This is a genomic window from Ideonella paludis (assembly GCF_018069865.1).
GTDB classification, from domain to species: domain Bacteria; phylum Pseudomonadota; class Gammaproteobacteria; order Burkholderiales; family Burkholderiaceae_C; genus Ideonella; species Ideonella paludis.
In genome coordinates this window covers 257,123-282,703 of record NZ_JAGQDG010000001.1, presented here as the reverse complement: position 1 = coordinate 282,703, position 25,581 = coordinate 257,123, and the positions used below count along the sequence as shown (strand labels likewise).

Annotated in this window: 21 protein-coding genes; 5 read left to right on the top strand and 16 right to left on the bottom strand. The window is 66.8% G+C overall.

Annotated elements, in window-relative coordinates; translation table 11 throughout:
• Positions 1-79 precede the first annotated feature (79 nt).
• From chrA to KAK11_RS01145, 5 genes are read right to left on the bottom strand one after another with little or no spacing between them, the layout of a single operon-like run.
• Positions 80-1,441 (bottom strand): chromate efflux transporter, encoded by a 1,362-nt coding sequence (chrA, locus tag KAK11_RS01165; protein ID WP_210805327.1) that lies wholly within the window; start codon positions 1,439-1,441, stop codon positions 80-82.
• Positions 1,438-2,046: a DNA-3-methyladenine glycosylase I gene (locus tag KAK11_RS01160; RefSeq protein ID WP_210805325.1), complete on the bottom strand. Its 609-nt coding sequence runs from the start codon at positions 2,044-2,046 to the stop codon at positions 1,438-1,440. The genes chrA and KAK11_RS01160 overlap by 4 nt, the downstream gene beginning before the upstream one ends.
• Positions 2,046-3,413, bottom strand: a complete 1,368-nt coding sequence (locus KAK11_RS01155) for a tetratricopeptide repeat protein (RefSeq protein WP_210805323.1) — start codon at positions 3,411-3,413, stop codon at positions 2,046-2,048. The genes KAK11_RS01160 and KAK11_RS01155 overlap by 1 nt, the downstream gene beginning before the upstream one ends.
• A gap of 21 nt (positions 3,414-3,434) precedes the next feature.
• A complete protein-coding gene (locus tag KAK11_RS01150; protein WP_210806583.1) occupies positions 3,435-4,844 on the bottom strand; it encodes an amidase in 1,410 nt (469 codons plus the stop codon).
• Positions 4,841-6,358 (bottom strand): ABC transporter substrate-binding protein, encoded by a 1,518-nt coding sequence (locus KAK11_RS01145; RefSeq protein ID WP_210805321.1) that lies wholly within the window; start codon positions 6,356-6,358, stop codon positions 4,841-4,843. Before KAK11_RS01145 ends, KAK11_RS01150 begins: the two co-directional genes overlap by 4 nt.
• Positions 6,359-6,738: 380 nt before the next feature.
• Between KAK11_RS01145 and KAK11_RS01140 the strand changes: the two genes are divergently transcribed.
• Entirely contained in the window at positions 6,739-11,964 is a 5,226-nt protein-coding gene (locus KAK11_RS01140; protein WP_210805319.1) for a PA14 domain-containing protein, read from the top strand.
• A 57-nt stretch (positions 11,965-12,021) separates the two neighbouring features.
• Here the strand turns inward: KAK11_RS01140 and KAK11_RS01135 are convergent, their stop codons facing one another.
• Genes KAK11_RS01135 through KAK11_RS01115 form a run of 5 tightly spaced genes read right to left on the bottom strand, consistent with a single transcriptional unit; the run spans position 12,022 to position 16,599 of the window.
• On the bottom strand, positions 12,022-12,801 hold the full coding sequence (locus tag KAK11_RS01135) for an ATP-binding cassette domain-containing protein (RefSeq protein ID WP_210805317.1): 780 nt from the start codon (positions 12,799-12,801) through the stop codon (positions 12,022-12,024).
• Positions 12,798-13,784, bottom strand: coding sequence for an ABC transporter ATP-binding protein (locus tag KAK11_RS01130; RefSeq protein WP_210805315.1), 987 nt, complete (start codon positions 13,782-13,784; stop codon positions 12,798-12,800). Before KAK11_RS01130 ends, KAK11_RS01135 begins: the two co-directional genes overlap by 4 nt.
• Complete coding sequence (locus tag KAK11_RS01125; protein ID WP_210805313.1) at positions 13,781-14,740, bottom strand: sulfotransferase family protein; 960 nt, start codon at positions 14,738-14,740, stop codon at positions 13,781-13,783. Before KAK11_RS01125 ends, KAK11_RS01130 begins: the two co-directional genes overlap by 4 nt.
• A gap of 9 nt (positions 14,741-14,749) precedes the next feature.
• The gene (locus KAK11_RS01120) at positions 14,750-15,634 is read right to left on the bottom strand and encodes an ABC transporter permease (RefSeq protein WP_210805311.1); all 885 of its coding nucleotides are present in this window, start codon (positions 15,632-15,634) and stop codon (positions 14,750-14,752) included.
• Entirely contained in the window at positions 15,631-16,599 is a 969-nt protein-coding gene (locus KAK11_RS01115) for an ABC transporter permease (RefSeq protein ID WP_210805309.1), read from the bottom strand. Before KAK11_RS01115 ends, KAK11_RS01120 begins: the two co-directional genes overlap by 4 nt.
• Before the next feature lie 83 nt (positions 16,600-16,682).
• Between KAK11_RS01115 and KAK11_RS01110 the strand changes: the two genes are divergently transcribed.
• Complete coding sequence (locus KAK11_RS01110; RefSeq protein ID WP_210805307.1) at positions 16,683-18,164, top strand: aldehyde dehydrogenase family protein; 1,482 nt, start codon at positions 16,683-16,685, stop codon at positions 18,162-18,164.
• Between the two features lie 7 nt (positions 18,165-18,171).
• Here KAK11_RS01110 and KAK11_RS01105 read toward each other — a convergent pair whose 3' ends face one another.
• Both KAK11_RS01105 and KAK11_RS01100 read right to left on the bottom strand, forming a co-directional pair.
• Positions 18,172-18,438, bottom strand: coding sequence for a hypothetical protein (locus tag KAK11_RS01105; protein WP_246498188.1), 267 nt, complete (start codon positions 18,436-18,438; stop codon positions 18,172-18,174).
• Positions 18,439-18,481: 43 nt separating this feature from the next.
• Positions 18,482-18,730 carry a hypothetical protein gene (locus tag KAK11_RS01100; protein WP_210805305.1) on the bottom strand — a complete coding sequence of 83 codons (249 nt, stop codon included), beginning with the start codon at positions 18,728-18,730 and terminating at the stop codon, positions 18,482-18,484.
• A gap of 103 nt (positions 18,731-18,833) precedes the next feature.
• Here KAK11_RS01100 and KAK11_RS01095 point away from each other — a divergent pair, with 103 nt between their 5' ends.
• Positions 18,834-19,778, top strand: coding sequence for a LysR family transcriptional regulator (locus KAK11_RS01095; RefSeq protein WP_210805303.1), 945 nt, complete (start codon positions 18,834-18,836; stop codon positions 19,776-19,778).
• Between the two features lie 11 nt (positions 19,779-19,789).
• On the opposite strand, the gene KAK11_RS01090 is transcribed toward KAK11_RS01095, so the two are convergent.
• The 3 genes from KAK11_RS01090 to KAK11_RS01080 form a co-directional block, all read right to left on the bottom strand.
• On the bottom strand, positions 19,790-20,146 hold the full coding sequence (locus KAK11_RS01090; RefSeq protein WP_210805301.1) for a DUF1304 domain-containing protein: 357 nt from the start codon (positions 20,144-20,146) through the stop codon (positions 19,790-19,792).
• A 588-nt stretch (positions 20,147-20,734) separates the two neighbouring features.
• Positions 20,735-21,928, bottom strand: coding sequence for an amino acid aminotransferase (locus KAK11_RS01085; RefSeq protein ID WP_210805299.1), 1,194 nt, complete (start codon positions 21,926-21,928; stop codon positions 20,735-20,737).
• Between the two features lie 39 nt (positions 21,929-21,967).
• Entirely contained in the window at positions 21,968-22,762 is a 795-nt protein-coding gene (locus KAK11_RS01080; protein ID WP_210805297.1) for a sterol desaturase family protein, read from the bottom strand.
• 83 nt (positions 22,763-22,845) lie between these two features.
• Between KAK11_RS01080 and KAK11_RS01075 the strand changes: the two genes are divergently transcribed.
• Positions 22,846-23,472 carry a Crp/Fnr family transcriptional regulator gene (locus KAK11_RS01075; RefSeq protein ID WP_210805295.1) on the top strand — a complete coding sequence of 209 codons (627 nt, stop codon included), beginning with the start codon at positions 22,846-22,848 and terminating at the stop codon, positions 23,470-23,472.
• On the opposite strand, the gene KAK11_RS01070 is transcribed toward KAK11_RS01075, so the two are convergent.
• On the bottom strand, positions 23,469-24,623 hold the full coding sequence (locus KAK11_RS01070) for a DUF2332 domain-containing protein (RefSeq protein WP_210805293.1): 1,155 nt from the start codon (positions 24,621-24,623) through the stop codon (positions 23,469-23,471). The two genes, KAK11_RS01075 and KAK11_RS01070, sit on opposite strands and share 4 nt — an antisense overlap.
• A 79-nt stretch (positions 24,624-24,702) precedes the next feature.
• On the opposite strand from KAK11_RS01070, the gene KAK11_RS01065 reads away from it, so the two are divergent.
• Complete coding sequence (locus KAK11_RS01065) at positions 24,703-25,383, top strand: Crp/Fnr family transcriptional regulator (protein ID WP_210805291.1); 681 nt, start codon at positions 24,703-24,705, stop codon at positions 25,381-25,383.
• The last annotated feature ends 198 nt before the right edge of the window (positions 25,384-25,581 follow it).

The window sequence follows — 25,581 nt, the reverse complement described above, 5'->3', positions numbered from 1 at the left end:
CCTGCCACGCAGACCGCTGACGGGTTTTTCGGCCAAAAGACCTGACTCTGAAGGGGGTGTTGGCGCCGCCGCAGGGGCCTCAGGTGGCCAGGGTCCAGGCCAGTCCCAAGGCCGCGCACAGCGCCAGCGTCTCCATCACACTGCGCTTGAGCTTGAACAGCGCCAGCACGGCCACGCCCGCAATGACTGCGGCCGCCCCATCCAGCCCCCCTGCCCAGCCCTGGGGCCACAGGGCGTGATAGGCAAAGAACAAGGCCAGGTTCAGCACCACGCCCACCACGGCGGCGGTGATGGCGCTCAAGGGGGCGGTGAAGTGGAGCTTGCCGTGGGTGGACTCCACCAGCGGCCCGCCGGCCAGGATGAAGATGAAAGACGGCAGAAACGTGAACCAGGTCACCAAGCACGCGGCTACACAGCCGGCCAGCAGGCGCTGATCTGCCCCCCACAGCGCGGCCAGCTCGCTGCTTTGCCAGCCGCCCACAAAGCCCACAAAAGCCACCACCATGATCAGCGGCCCGGGCGTGGTTTCGCCCAGCGCCAAGCCGTCCATCATCTGGCGGCCATTGAGCCAGCCAAAATGCCCGACCGCCCCTTGATACACATAAGGCAGCACGGCATAGGCGCCGCCAAAAGTCAGCAGCGCGGCCTTGGTGAAGAACCAGGCCATCTGCGTCAAGGTGCCTTGGCTGCCGTAGAGGCTCCACAGCAGCCCAAAGGGCAGCAGCCACAGCAGCGCTCCGGCGGCCACCACCCCACTCAGGCGCCCCGGCGAGAAGCGGGCATGGGCGGGCGTAGGCGTGTCGTCGTCGATCAAAGCAGGGCCATAGCTGGCCTTGGCGCTGCCATGGCCACCGCCTAGGCTGAACTCATCAGGCCGCAGCCGCCCCCCCACAGCGCCCACCACGGCGGCCGCCAGCACAATGGCCGGGAAGGGCACATTGCCCGCAAAAATGGCGACGAAGGACGCGGCCGCAATCCCCCACAAGGCGCGGTTCTTCAAGGCCCGGCTGCCGATGCGGTGGGCCGCTTGCACCACGATGGCGGCCACGGCGGGCTTGATGCCGTAAAAGAGGCCCGCCACCAGCGCCACATGCCCCCAGGCCATATAGAGCCAGCTCAAGGCGATCAAGATCAGCAGCGAGGGCAGCACAAACAAGGCGCCGGCCACCACCCCGCCCCAGGTGCGGTGCATCAGCCAGCCCAGGTAGGTGGCGAGCTGCTGGGCCTCGGGCCCCGGCAGCAGCATGCAGTAATTGAGCGCATGCAAAAAGCGCTTCTCGCTGATCCAGCGGCGGCGCTCCACCAGCTCGCTGTGCATGATGGCGATCTGACCGGCCGGCCCACCAAAACTGATGAAGCCCAGCTTCAGCCAGAAGCGCAAGGCCTCGCCAAAGCTGACGGGGGCGGGAGCGACTTGAGTCGCTGTGTCGCCGGGCGTCATCGCGGCACCTGGAGTGCGGCGCGCGCGGCCAATGCCGGGCCGCGGGCGATGCAGCCCTCGACATGGTCATTGACCAAACCCATGGCCTGCATGAAGGCATAAGCGGTGGTGGGGCCCACAAACTTCCAGCCGCGCTTCTTTAAGTCTTTGGCCAAGGCGATGGCCTCGGGCGAGGTGGTCAGGGTGCGCAGCACGTCGGGCGTCAGCTTCTCAGGGCGGCTGCCAGGCGCGGGCTCAAAGCGCCAGAAATAGGCGGCCAGCGAGGGAAACTCTTGCAGCAATTCTTGCGCGCGGCGGGCATTGTTGAGGGCGGCTTCGATCTTGCCGCGGTGGCGCACGATGCTGGCATCGGCCAGCAGGCGCTGCACATCCTGTTCGTCAAAGCGGGCCATCGCGGCCGGCTCAAACTGTGCAAAAGCGGCTCGGAAGCCCTCACGCTTGTTGAGAATGGTCAGCCACGACAAGCCCGACTGAAAGCCCTCCAGGCAGATTTTTTCGAACAAGCGTCTGTCGTCGGTGACGGGAAAGCCCCATTCATGGTCGTGATAGGCGGTGTAGTGCGGGCTGGCGGCACACCAGCCGCAGCGCAGGGGCGTGGCGGTCATCAAAGGTCTATCTGTAGGTGCTGGGCCCAGTGTCGCGTCAGGGGCGTCAGGGCGCGGGCCAAGCGCCGCTCGTTGAGCAAGGCGCGGCCTACAGGGTGGCCGCCCAGGCGGGCGGCGGCGGCCAGCAGGGTTTGGTCGATCAGGTCGCGCTGGGCTTGGCTGCCGCCTAAGCGCCAGGCCTGGGGTCGCAGTGCATGCAAGGCGGCCAGGGCTTGGGCGAACTCGCCGCGTGCAAAAGCCAGCAGGCCGCGCATCAGCGGCAGGCCGACCTCGCGGGCCGGCAGGTGGTTGCTGCGTCGCACGTCTTCGGGCTCAAAGGCGCGGGCCGCGCAGCGGCCCAGCCATTGCTCGGCGCGGCCGGGCTCACCGGCCCCCAGCAAGGCCAGCACGCCATGCACATCGTGAAAGGCATGCCAGCCGGCTTCGTCCTTGCCCAGGGGCCACGCGTCCACCAATTGCGCAAAGCAGGCCTGCACGTCCATGCCCAGCAATTGCATGCGCCACAGCAGGGAGGCCGCGTCCATGCGCCGCAGAGCACTGTTGAGTGCCGGGCGGCTGAAGTGCGCATCGACCAGACGCTGCGCGCCGGCCATGTCCATGGCCTCCAGCCGGAACAAGCCCATATGCCACCACAAATGCCCGGCCAGCAAGCTGCCCTCCGCCCAACCCGGCTGGTGGTGGCGCAGCCAGGCCGCACCATCTTCACAGCGCCCTTGCATCTCCATCACATGGGCCACGGCATGCACGGCCCAGGGTACAGGGCGGCCGGGGGCAGTGGTGGCGCGGTGGCCCATGTCCTCGGCCAGCGGAAAGAGGTTGTTCTCTTGCAGGCCGAAGGCATAGAGGCCTAGCGCATAGGGGTAGAGCGGGTCGGCTTCGTCCCACTCGGGCAAGGCCTGAGCGGGGCGTTGGCGCAACTGCACCGTGTCGCCCCGCACCAAGTCCCACTCGTGGGCCCAGAGCAAGGCCAGCGCATCCCGGGGTTGGTCCAGCAGCAATTCGTCCCACAGCCGGCAGGCGTGGTGCCAGCGCCCTTCGGCCAGGGCCGCCACCGCAGCCAGGTGAATGCGCTCGCGGTCTACCGCGTCTTGGCTCAAGGCCTGGGCTTGCTCCAGCAGCAGGCCAATCTCATGGTCGTGGCCGTGGTCGCGCAAACTCAGCAGGTGGCCGGCTCGCATCACCAAGGGCAGCAGCCACTGCGGGTCGGCATCGTGGGCGCTGCCCAGCTCTGTGAGCGGGTCAGCGTCAAAAGCCATCATGCGCCGCAGCGCTTCTTCCACATGCCGGGCCGCCTGCTCGTCGGCGGTGCCGAGCAAAAGCTTGCGCGAGTCTCTGAGCAGAGGCGGGGCAGGCGGTGGCTTGGTCATCGGCCTACTGTATCGCGTCTGTTAAGCCGTCTCGTGACAAACCGGTTTCAGCGGCCAGGGGCGTTGCGCGGGCCTGAGCTGCTCCCAGAGGGCGGCCATGCGCAGCACCCCCAGGTCGTCATGCCGATGGCCGATGAACTGGACGCCCACCGGCAGGCCTGCTGAGGTGTAGCCTGCGTTGACGCTGATGGCCGGTTGCTCGCTCATATTCCACGGTAAGGTGTAGGCGATGTGCTCAAAAGGCCGCTCGGGGTCGTTCAGCGGGCTGGCCCATTCAGCGGCAAAGGCCACATCGGGGCTGACGGGTGAGAGCACAAAGTCCAGCCCTTGGCAGGCGGCCACGGCGCTGTCGCGCAGTACGCCCATCTGGCTGTAGCCCGTGAAGACCTCGGCCGCGCTGAGCCGCTCGCCGCGGCGTATCCACTGGCTGATGTAGGGCAGCACCTGGGCCTGGCGCTCGGGCGGCAGCGCGGCGAAGTCCAGCCATGAGCGCATGCGCCAAAAATTGTCCAGGCCGTCGATCATGGCGCGCGTCATGAAGGGCGCCATCGGCACCAGGGTGGCACCGGCAGCCTCCAGGCGGGCCGCAGCGTCGAGCACCACAGCGCGCACGCTGTCCGACAGCGGCGTGCCCCAGCCCGGGTCCAGCCACAGGCCAATGCGCAAGGCCCGTGGGCTCAAGCCGTCGAGCTGCAGCCACGGAATGTCTTGGGGCGGCAGGCTCATCGCGTCACGCCAATCGGGGCGCGAGAGGGCCGTCATGGCCAACGCAGCATCGGCCACGCTGCGGGTCATGGGGCCGGCCACGCGCCCGGCATAGGGCGGCTGGATCGGAATGCGGCCCAGGCTGGGCTTGAAGCCCACGATGCCGCACCAACTCGCGGGCAGGCGGATGGAGCCACCGATGTCCGTGCCCAGGTGCAGCGGCCCGTAGCCTGCGGCCGCTGCTGCAGCCGCCCCGGCGCTGCTGCCGCCGGGGTTCAAGCGCGTGTCCCAGGGGTTGCGGGCCAAGGCATGAAAGCTGGACAGGCCCGACGACAACATGCCCCAGTCGGGCATGGTGGTCTTGGTGATGAACACGGCGCCGGCTTCGCGCAGGCGTGCGGCGGGAGGGGCGTCGGCCGCGGCTGGCGTCAGCACGGTGGCTGCACAGCCCAGCGGTGTGGCGACGCCTTGGGTGGCAATGTTTTCTTTGAGGGTGACGGGCACGCCGTCCAGCGGCCCCAAGGCCTGGCCGCGTTGCCAGCGCTGCTCCGAGGCCCGGGCCATGGCCAGTGCGGCCTGCTCATCCGTGGCCCAGGTGGCCCGAAGCACTGGCTCACAGGCCTGCATCTGGGCCAGCACCGCTTGGGTCACCTCCACGGGCGAGCATTCACCCCGCGCATACAGCGGACCTAAGGCGCTGGCCTCTAAGGCGTGCAAGTCGCTCACTGCCAAGAGACCGCCGCCATGTCGTTGGCGAAGATCGGCGAGTTGTGCCACAGGCCCTTCAAGCCCTTTTTGGCCACGGCCGCTTGCTGAGGGTTGAAGATGTAGACATTCACCGCATCGGTGGCCAATTGCTTTTGCATCTGCGCGAACAGGCTGCTGCGTTCTTTGGCATTGGTGCTGGCCGCATGTTTGGTGGCCAGATCGCGGAAGGCCTTGCTGTCATAGCCGTAGTAGTACTTGGGGTCGGTGTAGATCATGTAGTCCAGCGGCTCCACATGGTTGATCACCGTCAGGTCAAAGCTGCCCTTGTAGGCGCCTGACAGCCATTGCGCCCACTCGACGTTTTCCAGCTTGGCTTGGATGCCGACCTTGGCGAGTTGCGCGGCCAACACTTCGCCGCCTTGGCGGGCGTACTGCGGCGGTGGCAGGGTCAGGGTCACCTCCAGCGGGGTTTTGACCCCCGCCTCCTTCAGCAAAGCGCGGGCTTTGTCGGGGTCATAAGGCGTGGTGGCGGTCAGGTCCACATAGCCCGCATCGGTGGGCGCAAAGTGGCTGCCGATGGGCACGGCTTTGCCATCCAGCACGCCGTCGATGAAGGCCTTGCGGTCAATGGCGTGGGCCAGGGCCCGGCGCACGCGCACATCGTCAAAAGGCTTGCGCTTGTTGTTGATGGCCATGATGCCTTTGCCGGCCGTCGCCCCCATCGTGACGGTAAAGCGCGCATCGCTTTGAAATTGCTTCAGGCTCTGGTTGGCCAAGCCACGTGGAAAGCCATCCACATCACCGGCCAGCAAGGCCGCCACCTGGGCGGCTGGGTCGCTGATGAAGCGGAAGGTCACTTTCTTGAGCTTGATGGCGCTGGCCTGGCGATAGCCGTCAAAGCGGCTCAGCACCACCGCATTGCCCTTCTTCCAGTCCTCAAACTTGAAGGGTCCGGTGCCGATGGGGCGCTGGGCTGTGCCGGCGGCTGACTTGGCGTCCAGCATCACGGCAGGGTTCTCGCCCAGGCGGAAGAGGAAATTGCCGTCTGGGTTGTTGAGGGTGAAGATGACGGTGTGGGGGTCGGGCGTGCTGACGGACGCGATGTTGTCGAACAGCGCCTTTTTGGCCTTGTTGGTCGAACCGTCGGCCTTCGCCCGCTCGACGGTGAATTTCACATCCGCCGAGTCAAAAGCCTCGCCGTCATGGAACTTCACGCCTTTGCGCAGGGTGAATGTGTAGGACTTGCCATCGGGCTCCATGCTCCAGCGCTCGGCCAGCAAGGGGCTGATCTGGCCGTCCACGTTGATCTTGGTGAGACCTTCCAGCACGTTGAGGTGGACGATCTCGCCGATGGCTGCCGCCGGCGCGACGGTCGGGTCCAGGCCTGGCGGCTCCAAGACCATGCCGACCACGGCCGAGGTCTTGCTGCTTTGCGCCTGGGCAGCCAAAGGGGCCAAGGCGACCGCGCTGGCCCCCAAGGCGCAGGCCAGTGCCCATGAGTGCAGGGGGTCATTGGAGATGGAGGGGCGCATGACGTGGTTTCCTTGGAATGAGGACGGGCGCATGGTGCCCGAAATTTAGCGCGTTGCCGGTGTTCGGCGCACAGGGTTTCCCGAGCGATGGGCAGAGGGCAGGTCAGGGCGGCGGAAGGGGTAGGCCTGGATGGAGAACATTGCTCTCGCGGGTGAGATTTGCATTTGCTGCCAACTTTGCCACGTCCGATGGGGCTAATCGCGGGCGAAGTTCTGAGGAGGGGCTGGGGCTAATCGCAACAAAGCGTTAAATTCTCTGGTCTGTCACGCAGACCCTGGGCTTGCCGTGATCAAGCCGTGGGCTCGGGTGGTCGATATGACGCCTTGGGCCACGATGTCGGGGTCTGAGTGGGCTGGAGTTGTACGCCATGAATACAAAAATGAATCGCTGGTCTCGCGCGCCCCTGTGGGCGGCTGTTTACGGTGTCTTGTTGGCCTTGACTGCCTGTGGCGGCGGCGGGGGCAGTGAGGTGGAAGAACCTGCGGCCAGCGTCGATCCGGATGAGCGCCGCGCGCCCACCGCAGCCCGCTCACCCCTGAACGCCCAAACCGCTGCGACTGCGCGCTGGTCTGCGCCGACGAAGCTGAGCCTGGTGCCCTCGTCGGGCTCGGTGCTGCCCAATGGCAAAGTGTTGCTGTGGTCGGCCAATAACCCCATGTCGTTTGGTGGCGGTGGCAGCACCTACACCACGGTCTATGACCCGGTGTCCAACACCGCCAGTGATCGGCTGGTGCAAGAGACGGGCCATGCCATGTTCTGCACCGGCACCACGCTGCTGGCCGATGGTCGTTTGCTGGTCAACGGCGGCAGCGACTCTGCGGCCACCAGCATTTATGACCTGAATGCGAACAGTTGGTCGCGTGGCGGCGAGATGAACATCCCCCGCGGCTACCAGGCCAACACCTTGCTGCAAGACGGCTCGGTGCTGACCTTTGGGGGCTCCTGGAGCGGCGGCACGGGTGGCAAGCACGGAGAGGTCTGGTCGTCGGGCTCGGGCTGGCGCACGCTGAGCGGCATGCGTATCGACTCCACCCTCACCAGCGACGGCCCGTGGGGCGGCGACTCCCATTACTGGCTGGTGCCTGCGGGCAATGGCAAGGTCTTGCATCCTGGCCCTGGTGTGCGCATGCACTGGCTGGACACCGCAGGCACGGGGGCGACCACCTACATCGGAGATCGGACTGACCCGTCCGTGCAAGGCGGCGCAGACGGCCCCAGTGTGGCGGGCAACTTGGTGATGTACGACATCGGTCGTGCGCTGAAGACGGGTGGTGTCCACAAGCTGGGGACGCCGGCTCGCAACAATGCCTTTGTGATCGAGTTCGACAAGGGCGTGTCGGTGCGCAAAGTGGCCAATATGGCCTTCCAGCGCGTCTATCACAACAGCGTGGTGCTGCCCGATGGCCGGGTGGTCGTGATTGGCGGCCAGACTTTTGAGGCCTCTTTCACCGACAACGATTCGGTGATGTCGGCCGAGATTTGGGACCCCACCACCGAGACCTTCACCACCTTGCCCAGCGCCATGTCGGTGCCTCGGAACTATCACAGCATCGCCATGCTGCTGCCGGACGGCCGTGTGCTGTCGGCGGGTGGTGGCTTGTGCGGTGGTTGCGCGGCCAACCATGCCGACTTACAACTGCTCTCCCCGCCTTACCTGTTCAATGCTGACGGCAGCGCCGCACAGCGCCCAGTCATCCAGACTGCGCCGAGCACGGTGAAGTACGGCTCGGTGGTGAACGTGGCCATGAGTGGCGCAGTCACCGACTTTGCGATGGTGCGCCTGGGCGCCACCACGCACACGGTCAACAACGACCAACGCCGTGTTCCGCTGGTCTCGGCCAGCATCGGCAACAACATCTACAGTGTGCAGATCCCCAGCAACCCCGGCTGGTTGCTGCCAGGCCCATGGATGCTGTTTGCGATGGACGCCAACGGTGTGCCTTCGGTGGCCAAAATCGTCACCATCAGCGCTGACGGTGTGCCGCTGATCCAGCCGGTGCCCTCGCGCAGCACGGACGCCTATTCGCCCGTCAGCTTCAACGTCAATGCCACGGCCTCACAGCCCGGCTTCAACTACAGCGCGACAGGCCTGCCGCCCGGTGTGACCATCGACAAGACCACGGGCGTGGTGTCGGGCGCTCCCACGGCCGGCGGCACCTACACCGTGACCGTCAGAGCAGCCAACAGCAATGGCGTCACCTCCACCACCTTTGAGTGGGTGGTGACGGGTGCTAGCAGCCAAGGCTCGGGCCTGATCGGCCGCTATTTCAATGGCCAAGCGTTGGGTGGCACCGCGGTGTATCTGCGCACCGAGAACGTGGACTTCGCCTGGAGTGCGGCTCCGGCCCCCGGCGTGGCGGTCAACGACTTCTCCGTGGAGTGGTCAGGCCAGTTGCAGGCCCCCACCAGCGGCACTTACCAGTTCCAAACCATCTCCGATGATGGTGTGCGTCTCACCTTGAACAACGCTTCGCTGATCGACAACTGGGTCAGCCATGCCACCACCACCAACACCAGCGGTTCGGTGCAATTGCTGGCCGGCCAGCGCGTGCCCATCTCTTTGAAGTACTTCAACGGCAATGCCTCGGGCACGGTCCGCCTGCTGTGGAAGAAGCCGGGCGCCACCGGTTTTGAGGTGGTGCCTGCTGAAGTGCTGTTTGGCGACCTCAGCATCGCCACCGGCCTGCGTGCGACTTACTTCAACAACACAACCCTGTCTGGTGTGCCGGTGTTGAGCCGCGTGGAGACGCCGAACTTTGACTGGGGTTTGGGCTCACCCGGCCCGAATGTGCAGCCCGATGGCTTCTCGGTGCGCTGGCAAGGCAGCATCGTCATCAGCACCAGCGGTGACTACGAGTTCCGCACCGAAGCCGATGACGGCGTGCGGATGTGGGGCGGCGGCATTGTCGACCCGGTGATCAACCGCTGGACCAGCCCTGGCGCTGTGGTGGGCGACACCGTCGGCCCGGTGGCACTGGCCGCTGGCCAGTTGGTGCCGCTGACCTTGGAATACTTTGACCAAGACAAGGCCGCCGTGGTGCGCCTGTTGTGGAAGACGCCGGGCTCCAGCACCTTTGTGCCGGTGCCTGCCAACAACCTGCTCTCCACCCTGGCCAATGCGGCGCCGGTGGTGCCGGCCATGACCAACCGCGAAGGCCTGCGCGGCGTGCCAGACACGCTGACCATCACGGCCCGCGACCCCGAAGCTCAACCCTTGGTGTACACCGCCAGTGGCCTGCCGCCCGGCATGAGCATCGCCGCCGATGGCGTGATCTCAGGCACCCCCACCGTCAGTGGCGTCTACAGCGTCATCGTGGTGGCCACTGACCCGGCACGCATGGCCGGCGAGGCCAGCTTCACCTGGACCATCAAGGAGCCCCTGGCGGAGGTGGACCCGATCGAGGCGCCGCCCATCTTGGCCGGCCAGACGGCCAACTATCGGCCCGTGGTCAAGGGGGCCGGCAGTGTGGAGTACCTCTGGCAGTTTGGGGACGGCAGCGCAGACCCTGCTGCGGCCACTTCACCCAATGCCGACCACACCTTCACCACGCCGGGCTTGTATGTGGTCAATCTGATCATCCGCAGCACCGTGGATGGCAGCCGCAAGACGGTGACCTTCCGTCAAGCGGTGACCACGCCCGTCACGGCCAAGGCGCCGCTGGCCAGCACCAACATCTTGATCGAGCCGCGCACCGATGTGGCGCCGCGCTTGTGGGTGCTCTCGCCCGACAACAACACGGTCAGCGTGTTTGAGCTGCCCAGCATGAACCGCTTGGGAGAAGTCTCGACCGGTGGCACCGGCCCCACGAGCCTGGGCCTGGTGCCCAATGGGCCGGTGGTGATCGTCAACCAGACCAGCGGCAATTTGGCGCTGATCGACCAAAACAGCGGTGGCATCTCCGGCTCGCTGCCCACACCGCGCGGCTCGCGGCCTTATGGCATCGTGTTCTCACCGCTGGGCGATTTCGCCTACGTCAGCCTTGAGGCGACCGGTCAGGTGGTGAAGTACGACCTGACGGGCGCCGCGGTGGGCACCGTGACGGTGGGTGGCAATCCGCGCCATCTGTCGATCTCGGCCGATGGCTCGCGTTTGTTTGTCTCGCGCTTCACCACGGCCCTGCAGCCGGGTGAAGCCACCGGCAAGGTGCGCGGTGACCTCAACGGCGTGAAGACCGGTGGTGAGGTGATTGAAGTCAGCACGGCGGCCTTCACCACCCAACGCCGCATCGTGCTGCAGCACAGCGACAAGCTCGACACCTCGGTCACGGGCAGCGGTGTGCCCAACTACTTGGCCGCGGCCGTGATTGCGCCCGATGGTAAGTCGGCTTGGGTTCCTTCCAAGCAAGACAACATCGGCCGCGGCATGCTGCGCAGCGCTCAGCAACTGGACTTCCAGAACTCGGTGCGCGCCATCAGCTCGCGCATTGACCTGACGGCCAACCAAGAGGACTACGCCGCCCGTGTGGACCACGACAACGCGGGCTTGGCCTCGGCGGCGGCGTTCCATCCCACGGGGGCCTACCTCTTTGTGGCGCTGGAGACCACCCGCGAAGTGGCCGTGGTGGACCCGGTGGGTCGCCGTGAGCTGTTCCGCATCAATGTGGGCCGTGCCCCGCAAGGTCTGACGCTGTCGGCCGATGGCCGCACGCTCTATGTCCAGAACTTCATGGACCGCAGCGTCAGCGTGGTCGACCTGAGCCCGCTGGTGCGCAATGGCCTGCTGGAGAGCAAGCCCATCACCACCGCCTCAACCGTGGTGACCGAGGCCTTGCCCGCCAACGTCCTGCTGGGCAAGCAGTTGTTCTACGACGCCAAGGACACCCGTCTGGCCCGTGATGGCTACTTGAGCTGCGCGGTCTGCCACGCCGATGGGGCGGACGACGGCCGGGTGTGGGACTTCACCGGCTTTGGTGAAGGCCTGCGCAACACCGTGGACCTGCGCGGCAAGGCCGGGGCCCAAGGCTTCCAGCACTGGAGCGGCAACTTTGACGAGATCCAAGACTTTGAAGGTCAGATCCGCAACTTCGCCCAAGGCTCTGGCCTGATGAGCTACAACGACTTCTATGGCGGCACGCGCAGCACGCCTTTGGGCGATCGCAAGACCGGCCTGAGCACCGACCTGGATGCCTTGGCGGCCTATGTGAAGTCCTTGACCACGCCGGTCGACAGCCCATGGCGCCAGGCCGATGGCAACCTCACCGCGACAGCGCAACTGGGTCGCCAGACCTATATCAATGCGCAGTGCGCTAGCTGCCATGCCACCCCTGGCTTCCCGGGTTCTGCGACACCGCTGCGCGATGTCGGCACCTTGAAGGCCAGCAGCGGCAACCGCCTGGGCGCCGCGCTGACCGGCATTGATGTGCCCTCGCTGGCGGGTGTGTGGGCCAGCGCGCCTTATCTGCATGACGGCTCGGCCGCCACGCTGGAAGATGCCGTGCGCGCCCACACCAAGAACACCATCCAGCCGCCTGCCGGCGAGATGGCTCAGTTGGTGGAGTACCTGCGCCAGATCAACGCGGACAGCGGCGCGCAAGCGCAAGCCGCAGCCCGGGCCAAGGCCGCCTCGACGGGCACGGGCGGCCTGAAAAAGGGCGGCGGCGGTTAACGCGTTCTGCGCTGTTTTCTTCCCAACACACAGGGGCCGCAGGGCCCCTGTTCTTTTTCAGAGCGCCGCTGCCAGCAGGCTTTGGGTGTAGGGGTGTTGAGGGTGGCGCAGCACTTCGTCGGTGGGGCCATGCTCCACCACCTGGCCGTGTTGCAGCACCAGCACCTCATCGCAGATCAAGTCCACCACCGCCAAGTCGTGGCTGATGAAGAGGTAGGTCACGCCATAGCGCTCCTGCAGGTCTTGCATCAGGTTCAACACCTGGGCCTGCACCGAGACATCCAGGGCGCTGACGGGCTCATCGGCGACGATGAGCTGCGGGCGAGTGATCAAGGCCCGGGCCAAGGCAATGCGCTGGCGCTGGCCGCCTGAGAACTCATGCGGATAACGTTCGGAATCAGTGGCATTCAGCCCCACGGCTTCGAGCATCTCAGCGACGCGGGCGTGCTGCTCGGCGCTGGACCCTAGGCGCAGGCCGCGCAAGGGTTCGGCCACGCTGTGGCCAATGCGCATGCGCGGGTCCAGCGAGCCAAACGGGTCTTGAAACACCATTTGAAAGCCGCGCCGCGCGGCCCGCAAGGCGGTGGGCGAGAGGCGGTGCAAGTCCTGCCCCTCAAAGCGCACGCTGCCGCAGTGGGGCGCCTCTAAAGCGCAGACCAAGCGCGCCAGGGTGGACTTGCCCGAGCCCGACTCCCCCACCACGCCCAAGTTCCGCCCCGCAGGCAGTGTGAAGCTGACGGATGCCAAGGCTTGAACCGTGGCCAGCCGCCAGCCCGCCGTGCGCGGCAAGGCATAACGTTGGCTGAGGGACTCGACCTGCAGCAAGGGCGTGCTCATGCAGCCTCCAAGGGGTGCCAGCAGCGCACGCGGTGCGAGGAGGCCTCGTCCATGCGGGGGGCTTGCTGATGACAGCCGGCTTGCGCCCGCCCGCAGCGTGGGGCAAAGGCGCAGCCTTGGATGTGAGCGGTGCTGGCGGGCACGCGCCCGGCCAGCACCGGCAGCCGCGTGCCCCGGGGCAGCCCCAAGCGCGGGCGGGCTGCCATCAAGGCTTGGGTGTAGGGGTGGCGGGGCCGGGCAAACACCGCGTCGGTGGGGCCCATCTCCACCACCTCACCGGCATACATCACCGCCACCTGCTGCACGCGCTGGGCCATCACCGCCAGGTCATGGCTGATCAGCAGCAAGCTCATGCCGTGCTCGGCCACCAGGTCACGCATCAGGTCCAGCACCTCGCGCTGCACATGGGCGTCCAAGGCGGTGGTGGGCTCATCAGCCACCAGCAGCTCCGGCCCGCAGGCCAGCGCCATGGCCAGCACCACCCGCTGGCGCTGGCCGCCCGAGAGTTGGTGCGGATAGGCCCGCAGGCGCTGGGCCGGCTGCGGCATGTGCACGCGCTCCAGCCATTGCAGGGCTTGGGCTTCGGCTTCGGCGCGGCCCAGCCGCTGGTGCAGCCTCAAGCCCTCGGCAATCTGCTGGCCAATGGTGTGCAGGGGGTTCAAGGCGGTCATCGGCTCTTGGAACACCATGGCCACCCGAGCCCCGCGCCAGGCGCACCATTCGGCTTCGTCCATGCGGTGCAGGGCCTGGCCGCCCCACCATAGCTCGCCGCTTTGTTGGGCGCCTTCTGGCAGCAAGCCCATCAAGGCCAGGGCCGTCATGGACTTGCCGCAGCCCGACTCGCCCACCAGCCCCAGGGTCTGGCCCTTCTCCAGGCTGAAGGACACCTCACGCAGCACCTGCGCGCCGCCGGGCAGGCGGACTTGCAACTGGTGCACCTGCAAGCCGCTGTGGGCGGTGGTCGGGGCGGTGGTGGGGCTCATGGCGTGGGCCGGGTGGGCGGCAGAGGCACCCAGCCCTCCGGTATCGCGGGCAGCGAGGGCCGAAACCAATCGACGCTGGCCAGCAACTGGCGGTGCAGCGCATCGAGCGGCGGCTCAGGCGCGTGCTCGGTGTAGCCCAGCGCGGCCAGTTGCGGGGCCAAAATCTGGCTCAGCCGCCAACGCTCAAACGGGCTCAGGCCCGAGCGGCCTTGGCGCTGCGCGACGGCCGGGTCCACCTCGCCCATGGCCCCGCGCTTCCAGGTTTCAAAGGGCATGAGCAAACGGCTTCGGCCCAGGCGGCGGCTGCGCCGGGGCGCGCGGTGCAAGAAGGCGCCGATGCGGGCCAGCTCCTCTTCGGGCTGCAGGCTCAAGTCTTCCAAGCGCACCATCAGCAGGGCTTCTGGGTGTGCTCGCGCAAACTGCCAAATGTGCTGCTGCGTCCAAGCCCAATCGCGCGCATAGTCTTCAATCGGCCGCCAGGTTTCGCCCCAGCCTTTGCCAGGCTCGGCCAGCTCACGCCGTGAGGCCAAGGCCGTGAAGGGCGAGCGCACCATGGCCACAAAGCGTGCTTTGGGAAAGAGCTTGAGGATGCGCTCCATATGCCAGACATGGCCGGGTGTTTTCTCCAGCCACTGGCCGTCTTGCAAGGCCTGGGCCGAGGCGGCTGTGGCGGGCAGCAGGGCTTCCATCAAGCGCATGAACAGCGCGCGCACGGGCGTGCCGCGCGCAGGCAGCAAGGCCTCTCGCTCGGCCTGCTTGAGCGGCAGATAAGGCGATAGCGAGCTCAGCAAGCCCTCGGCCTGGCGGCGCGTCAGTCGCTCGCCCTCGGGCAGGTGCTCGGGCAGGCACTCAAAGTAATGCGTCTCCGGCACGGTGGGCAAACCGAAGCGCTCGGCCACCAAGCGTTGGCACAAGGTGGTGCCTGAGCGTGCGAAACCAACAATAAAGGTGGGCATGAGCAGCTCCTAGCGATGGCGCAGTTTCGGGTCCAGCAGGTCACGCAGGCCGTCACCCAGCAAGTTGAGCCCGAGCACCGTGGTGGCAATCGCCAAGCCGGGCCACAGCGCCAGCAGCGGCGCATTGAACAACTGCAGTTGTGCGTCGGCCAGCATGCGGCCCCAACTGGGCTGCGGCGCCTGAGTGCCCAGGCCCAGAAAGGCCAGTGCGGCCTCGGCCAAGATGGCCAGGGCGCATTGGATGGTGGCCTGCACAATCAGCGGTGCGGCGATATTGGGCAACACATGGCTGCGGGTGATGGCCCAGGTGCCGAGGCCCGACAGCCGCGCAGCGAGGATGTAGTCTCGCGCCCAGACATTCAGGGCCGCCGCGCGTGTGACCCGCATGAAGACAGGGATGTTGAACAGCCCGATCGCGATGATGCTGGTGGCCAGGCCCGGGCCTTGGGCGGCGGCCAAGAGAATCGCGGTCAGCAGGGCCGGAAAGGCAAAGCCAAAGTCCACCGCACGCATCAGCACTTCGTCCACCCAGCCGCGCCGTGCGGCGGCGAGCAGCCCCAAGGCCAGGCCCAGCACCAGGCCCCAGCCCACCGCCAGCAAGCCCACCATCAACGCACTTTGCGCGCCCACCATCAGCTGCGAGGCGATGTCGCGCCCCAAGCTGTCGGTGCCCAGCCAGTGCAGGCTGCTGGGGCCTTGCAGCTTGTTAGGAATGTCCAACTCAGCCGGTGGGTAAGGCTGCCAGACCAAGGACAGCAGCGCCACGCCCGCCACCAGCGCCACCAGCACTGCGCCCAGCATGAAGCTGCGGTGGCGCAAGGCGCGCTGCCCCAGCGTGGCGGGCAGGGGCGGCGTGGCTGAGGGCGCGATGTGGGCCTGGCCTTGCGGGCTCATGAGCGGCCTCGCTTCAGGCGCGGGTCCAGCCACAGATAGAGCAGCTCCACCACAAAGTTGATCAGCACCACCAAGGCCACCAAGGCCATCACCACATCGCGCACCAAGACCAGGTCGCGGTTGCTGATGGCCTGGAACACCAGGCGCCCGACGCCGGGCAAGACGAACACGTTTTCCACCACGATGGTGCCGGTCAGCAGGTTGGCCATTTGCAGGCCCATCACGGTCAGCACCGGCACCATGGCATTGCGCAGCACATGCCGCCACATCACTGCGCGGCGGCTCAAGCCCTTGGCCCGCGCGGTGCGCACAAAGTCTTCGCGCATCACTTCCAGCACGGCCGAGCGCGTGACCCGCGCCAAGATGGCCGCCTGCACACAGGCCAGTGCCAAGGCGGGCAAGAGCAGCGCCTTCAGCCCGGCCATGAGCCCGCCACCGTCGTCCTCCGACCAGCCGGGAAACCCACCCGCGCCCACCCACTGCAGCTTCACCGCAAACAGCAAGATCAGCAAAATCGCCAGCCAGAAGTTGGGCAAAGCCAGGCCCACTTGCCCGGCGCTCATCACGGCCACATCGCCCAGGCGGCCGTGCCGTGCGGCAGCATAGACCCCGAGGCTGAGCGCCACGATGACGGTCAGCACCATGGCCATCAGCGCCAAGGGGCCGGTGACCTGCATGCGCTCGGCCAGCAGGGCAAACGTTGGCTCGTCATAGGACAAGCTGATGCCCGGCTGGCCTTGCAGCAAGCCGCTGACCCACTGCACATAGCGTGTCGCTGCGGGTTGATCCAGCCCCAGCTTTTGCGTGAGTGCCGTCACCGCCTCGGGCGTGGCGGATTCCCCCAGCATCACCTCGGCCGCATTGCCCGGCAGCCATTCCAGGGCCGCAAACACCAAGGCCGAGGCCACCAGCAAGGTCAGGCTCAGCGAGGCCAGTCGGCGAAGCAGCAGGGCAAGGGCACCCATGAGGGGAGGGTTGGCGTGGAGGGCGTGAAGGGCAGAGCTGCTTATGATGCCCGTAAAACCTCGACGCTTTGCGGGACTGCGCCATGTCTACCCTCTATCCCCCGAACTTGCAGCCTGCGGCCTTGGACGCCCGTGCGAGCCTCTTGATTGGTGGGCAATGGCGCGAGGCCACCCACACGCTGACCCTGCTCGACCCGTCCAGTGGCCAGGCGCTGACCCAGGTCGCGCGTGGCGGTGCGGCCGAAATCGATGCGGCCGTGCAGGCCGCGCAGGCGGCGCTGGTGGACGAGCGGCCCGAGGCCTGGGGCCGCTGGAGTGCGGCTGAGCGGGGGCGCCTGCTGCAAGCCATTGGCCGCGCGGTGGCCGAACACGCCCCCACCTTGGCGCACTTAGAGGCGCAGGATGTGGGCAAGCCGCTGCAGCAAGGCCTGGCCGATGCGCTGGCCTTGGCGCGCTACCTGGAGTTTTATGGCGGTGCGGCCGACAAGGTCAGCGGCGAGACTCTGCCCGTGGCGCGCGACCTCACGGCCTTCACGCTGCGCGAGCCGCATGGGGTGACAGGCCACATCGTGCCCTGGAACTACCCCATGCAAATCATCGGCCGCTCGGTGGGCGCGGCCCTGGCCATGGGCAATGCCTGCGTGCTCAAGCCCGCCGAGCAAGCGTGCCTGACGGCCCTGGCCTTTGCGCACTTGGCGCAGGCGGCCGGTTTGCCACCCGGCGCCTTGAATGTGGTCACCGGTTTGGGCGAAGAGGCCGGAGCGGCGCTCACCGCCCACCCGGGGGTGGCGCATCTGTCCTTCACGGGCTCAGTGGCGGTGGGCCGTGCGGTGCAGCGGGCGGCGGCCGAGCACACCATCCCCGTCACCTTGGAGCTGGGCGGCAAGAGCCCGCAGATCGTGTTTGCCGATGCCGACCTGGACGCGGCGCTACCGGTGCTGCTGCAGGCCGGTTTGCAAAACGCCGGGCAAACCTGCTCCGCCTCGTCACGCATCTTGGTGCAGGCGGCCGTGTTTGATGAGGTGGCCCGGCGCATGGCCGAGGGCTATCGCGCCCTGCGGGTGGGCCCGGCGCTGAGCCGGCCGGATGTTGGCCCCTTGGTGTCGGCCGAGCAACAAGCTGCCGTGCTGCGCTGCATTGACGTGGCGGGGCCCGCCCAGGTGCTGGCCCAATGCTCTTTGCCCGCTGATTTGCCAGCGGGGGGCTTTTATGTGCCGCCCACGCTGCTGGCGGGCTTGCCGCCCGAGCATGTGCTGGCGCAAGAAGAGATCTTTGGCCCGGTGCAGCTCTTGCTGCCCTTTGAGGACGAAGCCGAGGCAGTACGCATCGCCAATGGCACACCCTATGGCCTGGTGGCAGGGGTGTGGACCCGCGACATCAGCCGCGCCATGCGTTTGACCCACAAGTTGCACTGCGGCCAAGTGTTCATCAACAACTATGGCGCGGGCGGCGGCGTGGAGCTGCCCTTCGGCGGCGTCAAAGCCTCAGGCCACGGGCGCGAAAAGGGCTTTGAAGCCCTGTATGGCTTCTCGCGCACCAAGACCGTGGCCTTGCGCCACGGATGAGGCTCACTCAGTCGTTCAGGCCGTCGTGGCGGGCCGCGGCGGCGTAGAGGTCGGCGGCAAAGCCGGGGTCCGAACGCTCGACGCTGCGCGCCAGGCCACGCACCGCTTCGGCGTCACGCGAGCGGGCCAAGCGGGCGGCGCGGATCTTGGGGGCGCTGCTCAGGCGGGCCAGCAAGCGGGCGCCCGACAGAAAGACCTCGGCGGCGACACGGGCGCCACGCGGGGCGGTGATGCGGGGGCTGAGGCTAAAGGTTTGGGAGGTGATGGCAGACATGAATGACTCCTGCGGTTCAGGGCGTGAAAGACACCAGGGCCGATCAGGCGCGGGTGTGCGGGGTGCCCAAGCGGCGCAATTCGGCAGCCAAGGCGGGAAGATCGGGTTCGTACTGCTGGGCCAGATGGCGCAGATGCGGGGCGGCACGCAACTCGGCGGCACGCACCAGGGCGCGGCTCAGGTCTTGCCACGCTTGGTCCACTTGCGCTTGCAGAGCCTGGCGCAGCGACACCGCGCGCATGGCACGGGCTGGGCGGGGGGCGGGGGCAAACGTGAAAGTGGCGGCGGTCATGGCAATCAGCAGATCAAAGAAGAGATGGGCTGAAGCATAAGGGTTTGCACTAATGAGTGTCTATTGAATAATTGGCAGAAGTGATATCAATAAACCGAATATCTTGAGCAGCCTTAACTTCCGCACCCTGGACCTGAACCTTTTGCGCGTGTTTGACGCCGTGATGGCCGAAGGCAGCCTGACGCGCAGCGCTGTGGTGCTGGCCATGACGCAGCCGGCCGTCAGCCATGCGCTCAAGCGCCTGAACGAGTCGGTGGGGGAGCCGCTGTTTGAGCGCACCGCCCACGGCATGCGGCCCACACCCCTGGCGCAAACCTTGTGGCCGCAGGTGCGCGCGGCGCTGGGCACGCTGCAACAGGCTTTTGCGCCCAGCGCCTTTGACCCGGCGCGCGACCGCGTCGCCTTCCGCCTGGCCATGGCCGACGCGACCGCCGCTTTGCTGATGCCGGCCCTGGTGCAGGCCATTGAGGCACAACAGGCCCTGGCCAACTTGCGCGTGGTGCCCTTGGCCACGCGTGACCCACGGGCCATGCTAGAGCGCGGCGAGGTGGATGTGGCGGTGGGCTACTTCCCCGACGCCATGGCCGCTCTGCTGGCCCAGGGCGACGACGCGGCCCTGCGCCACCAGCGCCTCTACGACACCCACTATGTCTGCGTGATGCGCCGCGGCCACCCGCTGGCTGACCAACCGTTGACGCTGGAGGCCTATTGCGCTGCCCACCACTTGCTGGTGAGCTTCTCAGGCCGGGCCCATGGCTTTGTGGACCAAGCCTTGGCGGCCGTGGGCCAGCAGCGCCGCATTGTGTTGACGGTCAACCAGTTCTACACCGCTGGGCGCGTGGTGGCCGGCTCCGACTTGCTGACGGTGCTGCCGCAATCTTTTGTGGAAGCCACAGGTGCTGCGGATGCCTTGGTGGTCAAACCCTTGCCGCTGCCGCTGGGGCGCGTGCATGTGGAGATGATGTGGCACTTGCGCAAAGACGCGCTGCCCGCCCAGCGCTGGTTGCGCGGTCTGCTGGCGGGCATTGAGGGGCCGATGGTGGGCTGAACGCGGTGGCGTTAGCGGCCCATCAAGAGCAGCAGGCCGATGACGGCCGGCAAGGTCTGGATGAAGACGATGCGCTTGCTGGCCGTGGCGCCGCCATACAAACCGGCCACTGCCACACAGGCCAAGAAGAAGACCTTCACGCCAAAGCCCGCGTCGCCCAGCACCAAGCCCCAGATCAGGCCTGCTGCCAAGAAGCCGTTATAGAGGCCTTGGTTGGCTGCCAGCACCTTGGTGGCTTCCGCAAACTCAGGCGTCGTGCCAAAGGCGCGCCGCGCACGCGGGGTGGTCCAGAGAAACATCTCCAGCACCAGGATGTAGATGTGCAGGGCTGCAATCAGGCCCACGACGATATTGGCCGCCAGCATCATGGGCGTCTTCCTCAGTGAAAGCGGGTGATGCTAGCGGCGAGGTGCGGCGCGTTGTGGAGGGGGCGGTCTAAACCGTCGACGAGGAGAACTCGACTTGCAATCGGTGCCCTAAGACCGTTGGTGCAGCCGCAGCGCCGCTGGGCTTCCCCGCCGCTCATGTCCTCCGTCGTCAGCCTACGGCTTCCTCCTCCCCCTTTACTTCGCTCTGGGGAAGCCCAACGTCACTGCAGCCGGAAAGGTTGATGCGGGATGACGCTGAAGGCAGAAGAGGCGCGGCTCGGTGCCTATCAAATCACTACGGACCTCACCCCGCGCCAGAGCGGTCGGCGGGCAGGCATGGTGACAAACTCAGCAAGCTCACGAAAGTCGCCGCATTACTCGGGAAAACACACAGCGACATACCGACATGCGGCAGGGCTTGGGGGTGTGGTGTAGCGAAGTAAAGAAGGAGGCCGAAGGCCGGGTGACATGAGCGGAATCACGCCCCCAAGCCCTGCCGCACGCCTCAGCGTATGCACGCCTCCCGAACTTTGCGGTACGACTCAACGCTTGCACGAGTCGCCGCAAGCGCCGACACCTCGCGAGGTTTTACTTCAACACCTCAGCCATCGCCTGCGCCGTGCGCTCCACATTGCGGCTGTTCAAGCCGGCCACGCAGATGCGGCCCGAGCGCACCAAGTAGACGCCGAACTCCTCGCGCAGACGGTCCACCTGAGCCGGGGAGAGGCCGGTGTAGCTGAACATGCCGCGCTGGGTCAGGAAGTAGCTGAAATCACGGCCCGGCACCTTGGCGCTGACGATGGCATGCAGTTGCTCGCGCATTTGGCGGATGCGCACGCGCATCGCATCCAACTCCTCGCCCCACTGCGTGAACAAAGCTGGGTCGTTCAAGATGGTGGCCACCAGTTGGCCGCCATGCAGCGGCGGGTTGGAATAGTTGCGACGAACGGTGAACTTGAGCTGGCCCAGCACCAACTCCGCCTGCGCCTTGTCGGGGCACACCACCGACAGCGCGCCGCAGCGCTCGCCGTACACCGACAAGCTCTTCGAGAAGGAGTTGGCCACGAAGAAGGACAAGCCCGCATCGGCCAGGGCGCGGATGGCATAGGCGTCTTCCACCATGCCGTCGCCAAAGCCTTGGTAGGCGATGTCCAAGAAGGCGATCAGGCCGCGCTCGCGCAGCACCGGGATCAGCGCGTCCCACTGGGCGGCGGTCAGGTCCACGCCGGTCGGGTTGTGGCAGCAGGCATGCAAGAGCACCACACTCTTGGCGGGCAGACCTTGCAAAGTCTGCAGCAGCGCGTCAAAGCGCAGGCCACCCGTGGCCGGGTCGTAATAGGGATAGGTGTTGACCGTCAGGCCCGAGCCTTCAAACACCGCGCGGTGGTTGTCCCAGGTCGGGTCACTTACCCAGACGGCGCTGCCGGGGAACCAGCGGGCAATGAAATCTGCCCCCACCTTCAAGCCGCCAGACGAGCCCACGGTTTGAATCGTGGTCACGCGGCCTGCCTTCAGGGCGGCATGCTCGGCCCCAAACAGCAGGTTCTGCACGCCGCTGCGGAACGCGGCCAGGCCTTCCATTGGCAGGTAAGGCTTGGGGCCCACATTGGCTGCAATGCGCCGCTCGGCCTCTTGCACCACACCCATCACCGGAATGCGGCCCGCATCGTCAAAATAGATGCCAATCGACAAATTGATCTTGCCCTCGCGCGGGTCCTTCTGGAAGTTCTCGTTCAGGGTCAGGATCGGGTCGCCGCCATAGGGCTCGATGTGGGCAAACATGGGCTGTCTCGCAGATGAGGAGGAAAAGGAGTGCGCCCATTATCGGTGCAGCCCCACCTCCTGCGGCCCTGCGGTGGTGGGGGCCCGCCAGGTGCCCAGCAGCTGGTCCCACAGCGGCACACTGGTGCCATAGTTCAGCGCCTCGTCCGGCTGGGTGCTGTGGTGCAGGCGGTGCGCCTCGGCGCTGCCAATCAACCAGGCCAGGGGGCCGATGCGGCCGGCCACATTGGCATGCACCGCCACGCCTTGCAGCAGCATGAACATCGTGGCCCAGGCCAAGGCCTCCGCGCTGAAGCCCAGGGCCCACCACGGCAGCCCCCGTGAGGCCACATTCCATGCCAGGTTCAGCGGGTGCACGCGCACGCTGTTGCTGGTGTTGACCTGCGTGGGAGCGTGGTGGAGGCGGTGCCAGCGCCAGCCCCAGGCATTGCGGTGCGCCCAGCGGTGCAGCGCATAAGGCCCCAGCTCGCCAGCCAGCACGGCCGCCGGCACGGCCAGCCCCAGCGGCCAAGACGCTGCCCAGCCGGGGCTGTGGCCCAAGCTGGCCAGCACCTGGGCCAGCCACAGCCCGCCATGCTTGAGCATGCCGTCCACCACGGCAGCGGCCAGCAGCAGCGCGGCGTCCATGCTCATGGCCCGGGTGGAGGGCTGCCAATCGCGCCGATAAGGCCAGCGCCGCTCGGCCAGGCCAAAACCCAGCAAGCACAGCCCCAGCCAGACCGCCGTGGCCGTGGCGGGGGCCCCGTGAGCCAGGAGTGCTGCACCCACCGGTGTCCACAAGCCCAGGGCCAACAAGTGCGTCCAGTTCCAGCGCATGCGGTCGTCACAATCCATGGTCGAATGCCTTATCGTTGATGCCAAGCCTCGACTCTCTGCCCTGATGCCGCTGGCTGCATTAACCGCGGTTCATGTCTGTGATGACGCACGCCACCCCTCCTGACACCTCGACCTCGACCCCTGCCTGCGCCGTGTGCACGCCGGATTGGCTGGCCCAGCTCTTGGCCGAAGAGCGGCTGCGCGCCTATTGGCAAGCCTTGCCGCGCCTCAGCTTAGCGGCGGGTCAAGCCTGGCTAGCCGCGCCTGCAGCGGTGGCGGCCTGCTGGGTGGAAGAGGGCCTGCTGGCCACCGTGTTCGCAGGCCCCGACGGCCGCGAGCGGGTGCATCACTTTCACCCGGCGGCCCATTGGCTCGCCCCGCCGCTGGGCTTGCCGGCACAGGCTTGGCGCATCGAAGCCCAAGTGCCCAGCCGCCTGCTGGTGCTGAGCCCTCAGCAACTCGATCAGGCCAAGTCCTTGGAGGCCCGCGTGGCCGACTGGCTGCTGCAAGCCCTGATGGCCGAACGCCAACGCCTGACCCAGCGCGAACACCAATGGCTGATGCTCAGCGCCACCGAGCGCTATCTGCAGGTCTTGCAAGACGCGCCCTCGTGGCTGGAGCAGGTGCCCCAACACCGTTTGGCCAGCTATTTGGGGCTGACGGACGTGGGGCTTTCGCGCATCCGAAGGCGATTGCGTGAGGGCGCTTTGGCGGGGCCGGCCTCTTAAGGTGGCCCATCCCACCGCACCCACCGCCCATGCGGATGGCTGCGCGCCACATGGCGCGCTTGCAAGCCTGCTGCACCCGCTTCGGCCGTGACCCAAAAGGTCTGGGGGTGGGCCTGCTGGCGCCCGACGCCTTCGACCGGTGCAAGCGCAGGCGGCGGGCCAAACAGCGTGGTGGTAGTGACCACGTCCTCAGCGCTGACCCAGGTGGCGCGGTAGCGCTGCAGCAGCCCTTGCAGGGCAGCGCGGTGCTCGACTAAGTCAGCGGCGCAGGCGTAGTACAGCACCCAGGTGTTGAGGATGATGGGCCAGGTGTCTGCCGGCAGACCGGCCAGCCAACGGCTGAGCGTGTCGATACAGGCGGCACCGGCGCTGGCCTGCTGCAACTCGGCAGGCTGGGTGCGGGCCAGAGCGACCGCCGCATCCAAGCGTTGGCGGCGGGCCGTGTCGCTGGGCCACAAGCTGGCTTGCAGCCAGCGCACCGCTTCAGGCTCTTGCACATCGATCAAGGCGGGGTCCACCCCGGCGCGATGGCTGAGCGTGAACGCGGTGGGGGCCGTGGCGGCCTGCGGCCAGGGGCCGATGAGCTCGCAGTCCAGATGAGGCGCCTGCGGGAGGCCTGCGTTGACGTGCCCTGATGAGCGCCCGTGCTGATGCAGGCGGAAGTTCATCCACGGCAGGCCCAGGTTCAGGCCTGCGCTGCAACCAAAGTCGAACAGGGCCATGCGCACAGGGGTGGCGTGATCGGCCCGCAGACGGGCCAAGGCCATGTCCTGCAGCACCAGCCACAGCACCGCACAGCGCCCCACTTCGTTGGTCTGGGTGCTGCGCGTCTGCACCTGATGCGCCAGCGCAGTGGCGTGGATCTGCAGAAAGTCTTGCAGCGCTTCGGCCAAGCCCGGGGCATCAGCCGGCTTGTTGCCGCCCGCGCTGGCAAACCAAGCGCCCAAGGCTGAGGGCGCCGCCAACACTTGATCATGCACGGCGGCCAGCAAGAGGTTGGCTTTGCGCTGGGTGGGCGGTGCGGTGGCCAGCCAAGCACAGGCCTGGGGGGAGTCAGCCAGCAGCGCACACAAGCGCTGGTACAGCGGTTCTTCAGGGCAGTGGTGTTGGCCGAACTCGCGCAGCAGCGCGGGGATGTCATGCGTGTCCATGGCCTAGGAGCTTAAACACTGCGGCCATGCTCAAATGTCCAATGCTTGACATTCAGCCTAGAAAGGAGCGCCACGCACCATGGCAGACCTGAGCACCGCCCATCCCGCAGATTGGTTGGCGGCTATTGGCTGCCCCGTGGCATGGACGGCTGCGCAGCGCCAGCACCTGCAGCGCCTGGTGCCGCTCAAGCGTTTGGCCAAAGGGCGATTGGTCTTCGCGCAAGGCGCGCGCGTGACGGCGCTCTATGGCGTTCACAGCGGCGTGTTGGCCGCCCGCTTTCAGGGGGTGGATGGCCAAAGCTCGGTGCTGGCGCAATTGCCCCCGGGCGAGCTGTTCGGCCTGGCGGCCTTTGCCACCGCGCGCCCGTCCAGCTACGAAGCCCAAGCCCTGCGGGCCAGCACGCTGTGGGTCTTCGGCCCTGAAGCCTATGCCTTGCTGATGGACGAGGTGCCCGCCTTTGCGCGCTGGTTGATGGCCGAGTTCGCGCGGCGCTTTGATGGCAACCTGCAATTGCTGCAAGCTGCCCGCCACCGCAGTGCGCTGGAGCGTGTGGGCACGGTGCTGCAAGCGGCTGCACATGCGCAAGGGGATGCGGCGAAGACCCCAGATGGCGCACTGCGCTTGGCCATCACCCAAGCCCAAATTGCCGAACAAGCCGGGTTGAGCAGGCAAACGGTGAGTGCGGTGTTGGCGCAACTGGAGCAGGCAGGCAAGGTGCGGCGAGGTTATGGAGCCCTGTGGTGGTGGCCCAAAGGTTGACTGTTCGATCTTGGCGATGGCTGAGGAGTCACTGGTCTGAAGGCCTGTTGGTCCTCGCCCAGCGGAGGAAGCCCATACCAACCAGCATAGATGCACCCGGCGCCGCACTCGCCCAAAGAGCCAATTGCCATGGTGTGGCGGGTAACGGGAACTGAGCGAACGTCGTGGCAAGGAGCCCGACAAGGACAAGACTCGTCA

What these genes read in the sequence shown, in the direction of transcription:
- KAK11_RS01115 (WP_210805309.1), bottom strand. Translation starts at nt 16,599, where the DNA reads ATGGGTGCCCTTGCCCTGCTGCTTCGCCGACTGGCCTCGCTGAGCCTG.
- KAK11_RS01140 (WP_210805319.1), top strand. Translation starts at nt 6,739, where the DNA reads ATGAATCGCTGGTCTCGCGCGCCCCTGTGGGCGGCTGTTTACGGTGTC.
- KAK11_RS01120 (WP_210805311.1), bottom strand. Translation starts at nt 15,634, where the DNA reads ATGAGCCCGCAAGGCCAGGCCCACATCGCGCCCTCAGCCACGCCGCCC.
- KAK11_RS01080 (WP_210805297.1), bottom strand. Translation starts at nt 22,762, where the DNA reads ATGGATTGTGACGACCGCATGCGCTGGAACTGGACGCACTTGTTGGCC.
- KAK11_RS01070 (WP_210805293.1), bottom strand. Translation starts at nt 24,623, where the DNA reads ATGGACACGCATGACATCCCCGCGCTGCTGCGCGAGTTCGGCCAACAC.
- KAK11_RS01135 (WP_210805317.1), bottom strand. Translation starts at nt 12,801, where the DNA reads ATGAGCACGCCCTTGCTGCAGGTCGAGTCCCTCAGCCAACGTTATGCC.
- KAK11_RS01125 (WP_210805313.1), bottom strand. Translation starts at nt 14,740, where the DNA reads ATGCCCACCTTTATTGTTGGTTTCGCACGCTCAGGCACCACCTTGTGC.
- KAK11_RS01155 (WP_210805323.1), bottom strand. Translation starts at nt 3,413, where the DNA reads ATGACCAAGCCACCGCCTGCCCCGCCTCTGCTCAGAGACTCGCGCAAG.
- KAK11_RS01145 (WP_210805321.1), bottom strand. Translation starts at nt 6,358, where the DNA reads ATGCGCCCCTCCATCTCCAATGACCCCCTGCACTCATGGGCACTGGCC.
- KAK11_RS01065 (WP_210805291.1), top strand. Translation starts at nt 24,703, where the DNA reads ATGGCAGACCTGAGCACCGCCCATCCCGCAGATTGGTTGGCGGCTATT.
- KAK11_RS01160 (WP_210805325.1), bottom strand. Translation starts at nt 2,046, where the DNA reads ATGACCGCCACGCCCCTGCGCTGCGGCTGGTGTGCCGCCAGCCCGCAC.
- KAK11_RS01090 (WP_210805301.1), bottom strand. Translation starts at nt 20,146, where the DNA reads ATGATGCTGGCGGCCAATATCGTCGTGGGCCTGATTGCAGCCCTGCAC.
- KAK11_RS01075 (WP_210805295.1), top strand. Translation starts at nt 22,846, where the DNA reads ATGACGCACGCCACCCCTCCTGACACCTCGACCTCGACCCCTGCCTGC.
- chrA (WP_210805327.1), bottom strand. Translation starts at nt 1,441, where the DNA reads ATGACGCCCGGCGACACAGCGACTCAAGTCGCTCCCGCCCCCGTCAGC.
- KAK11_RS01130 (WP_210805315.1), bottom strand. Translation starts at nt 13,784, where the DNA reads ATGAGCCCCACCACCGCCCCGACCACCGCCCACAGCGGCTTGCAGGTG.
- KAK11_RS01085 (WP_210805299.1), bottom strand. Translation starts at nt 21,928, where the DNA reads ATGTTTGCCCACATCGAGCCCTATGGCGGCGACCCGATCCTGACCCTG.
- KAK11_RS01105 (WP_246498188.1), bottom strand. Translation starts at nt 18,438, where the DNA reads ATGTCTGCCATCACCTCCCAAACCTTTAGCCTCAGCCCCCGCATCACC.
- KAK11_RS01110 (WP_210805307.1), top strand. Translation starts at nt 16,683, where the DNA reads ATGTCTACCCTCTATCCCCCGAACTTGCAGCCTGCGGCCTTGGACGCC.
- KAK11_RS01100 (WP_210805305.1), bottom strand. Translation starts at nt 18,730, where the DNA reads ATGACCGCCGCCACTTTCACGTTTGCCCCCGCCCCCCGCCCAGCCCGT.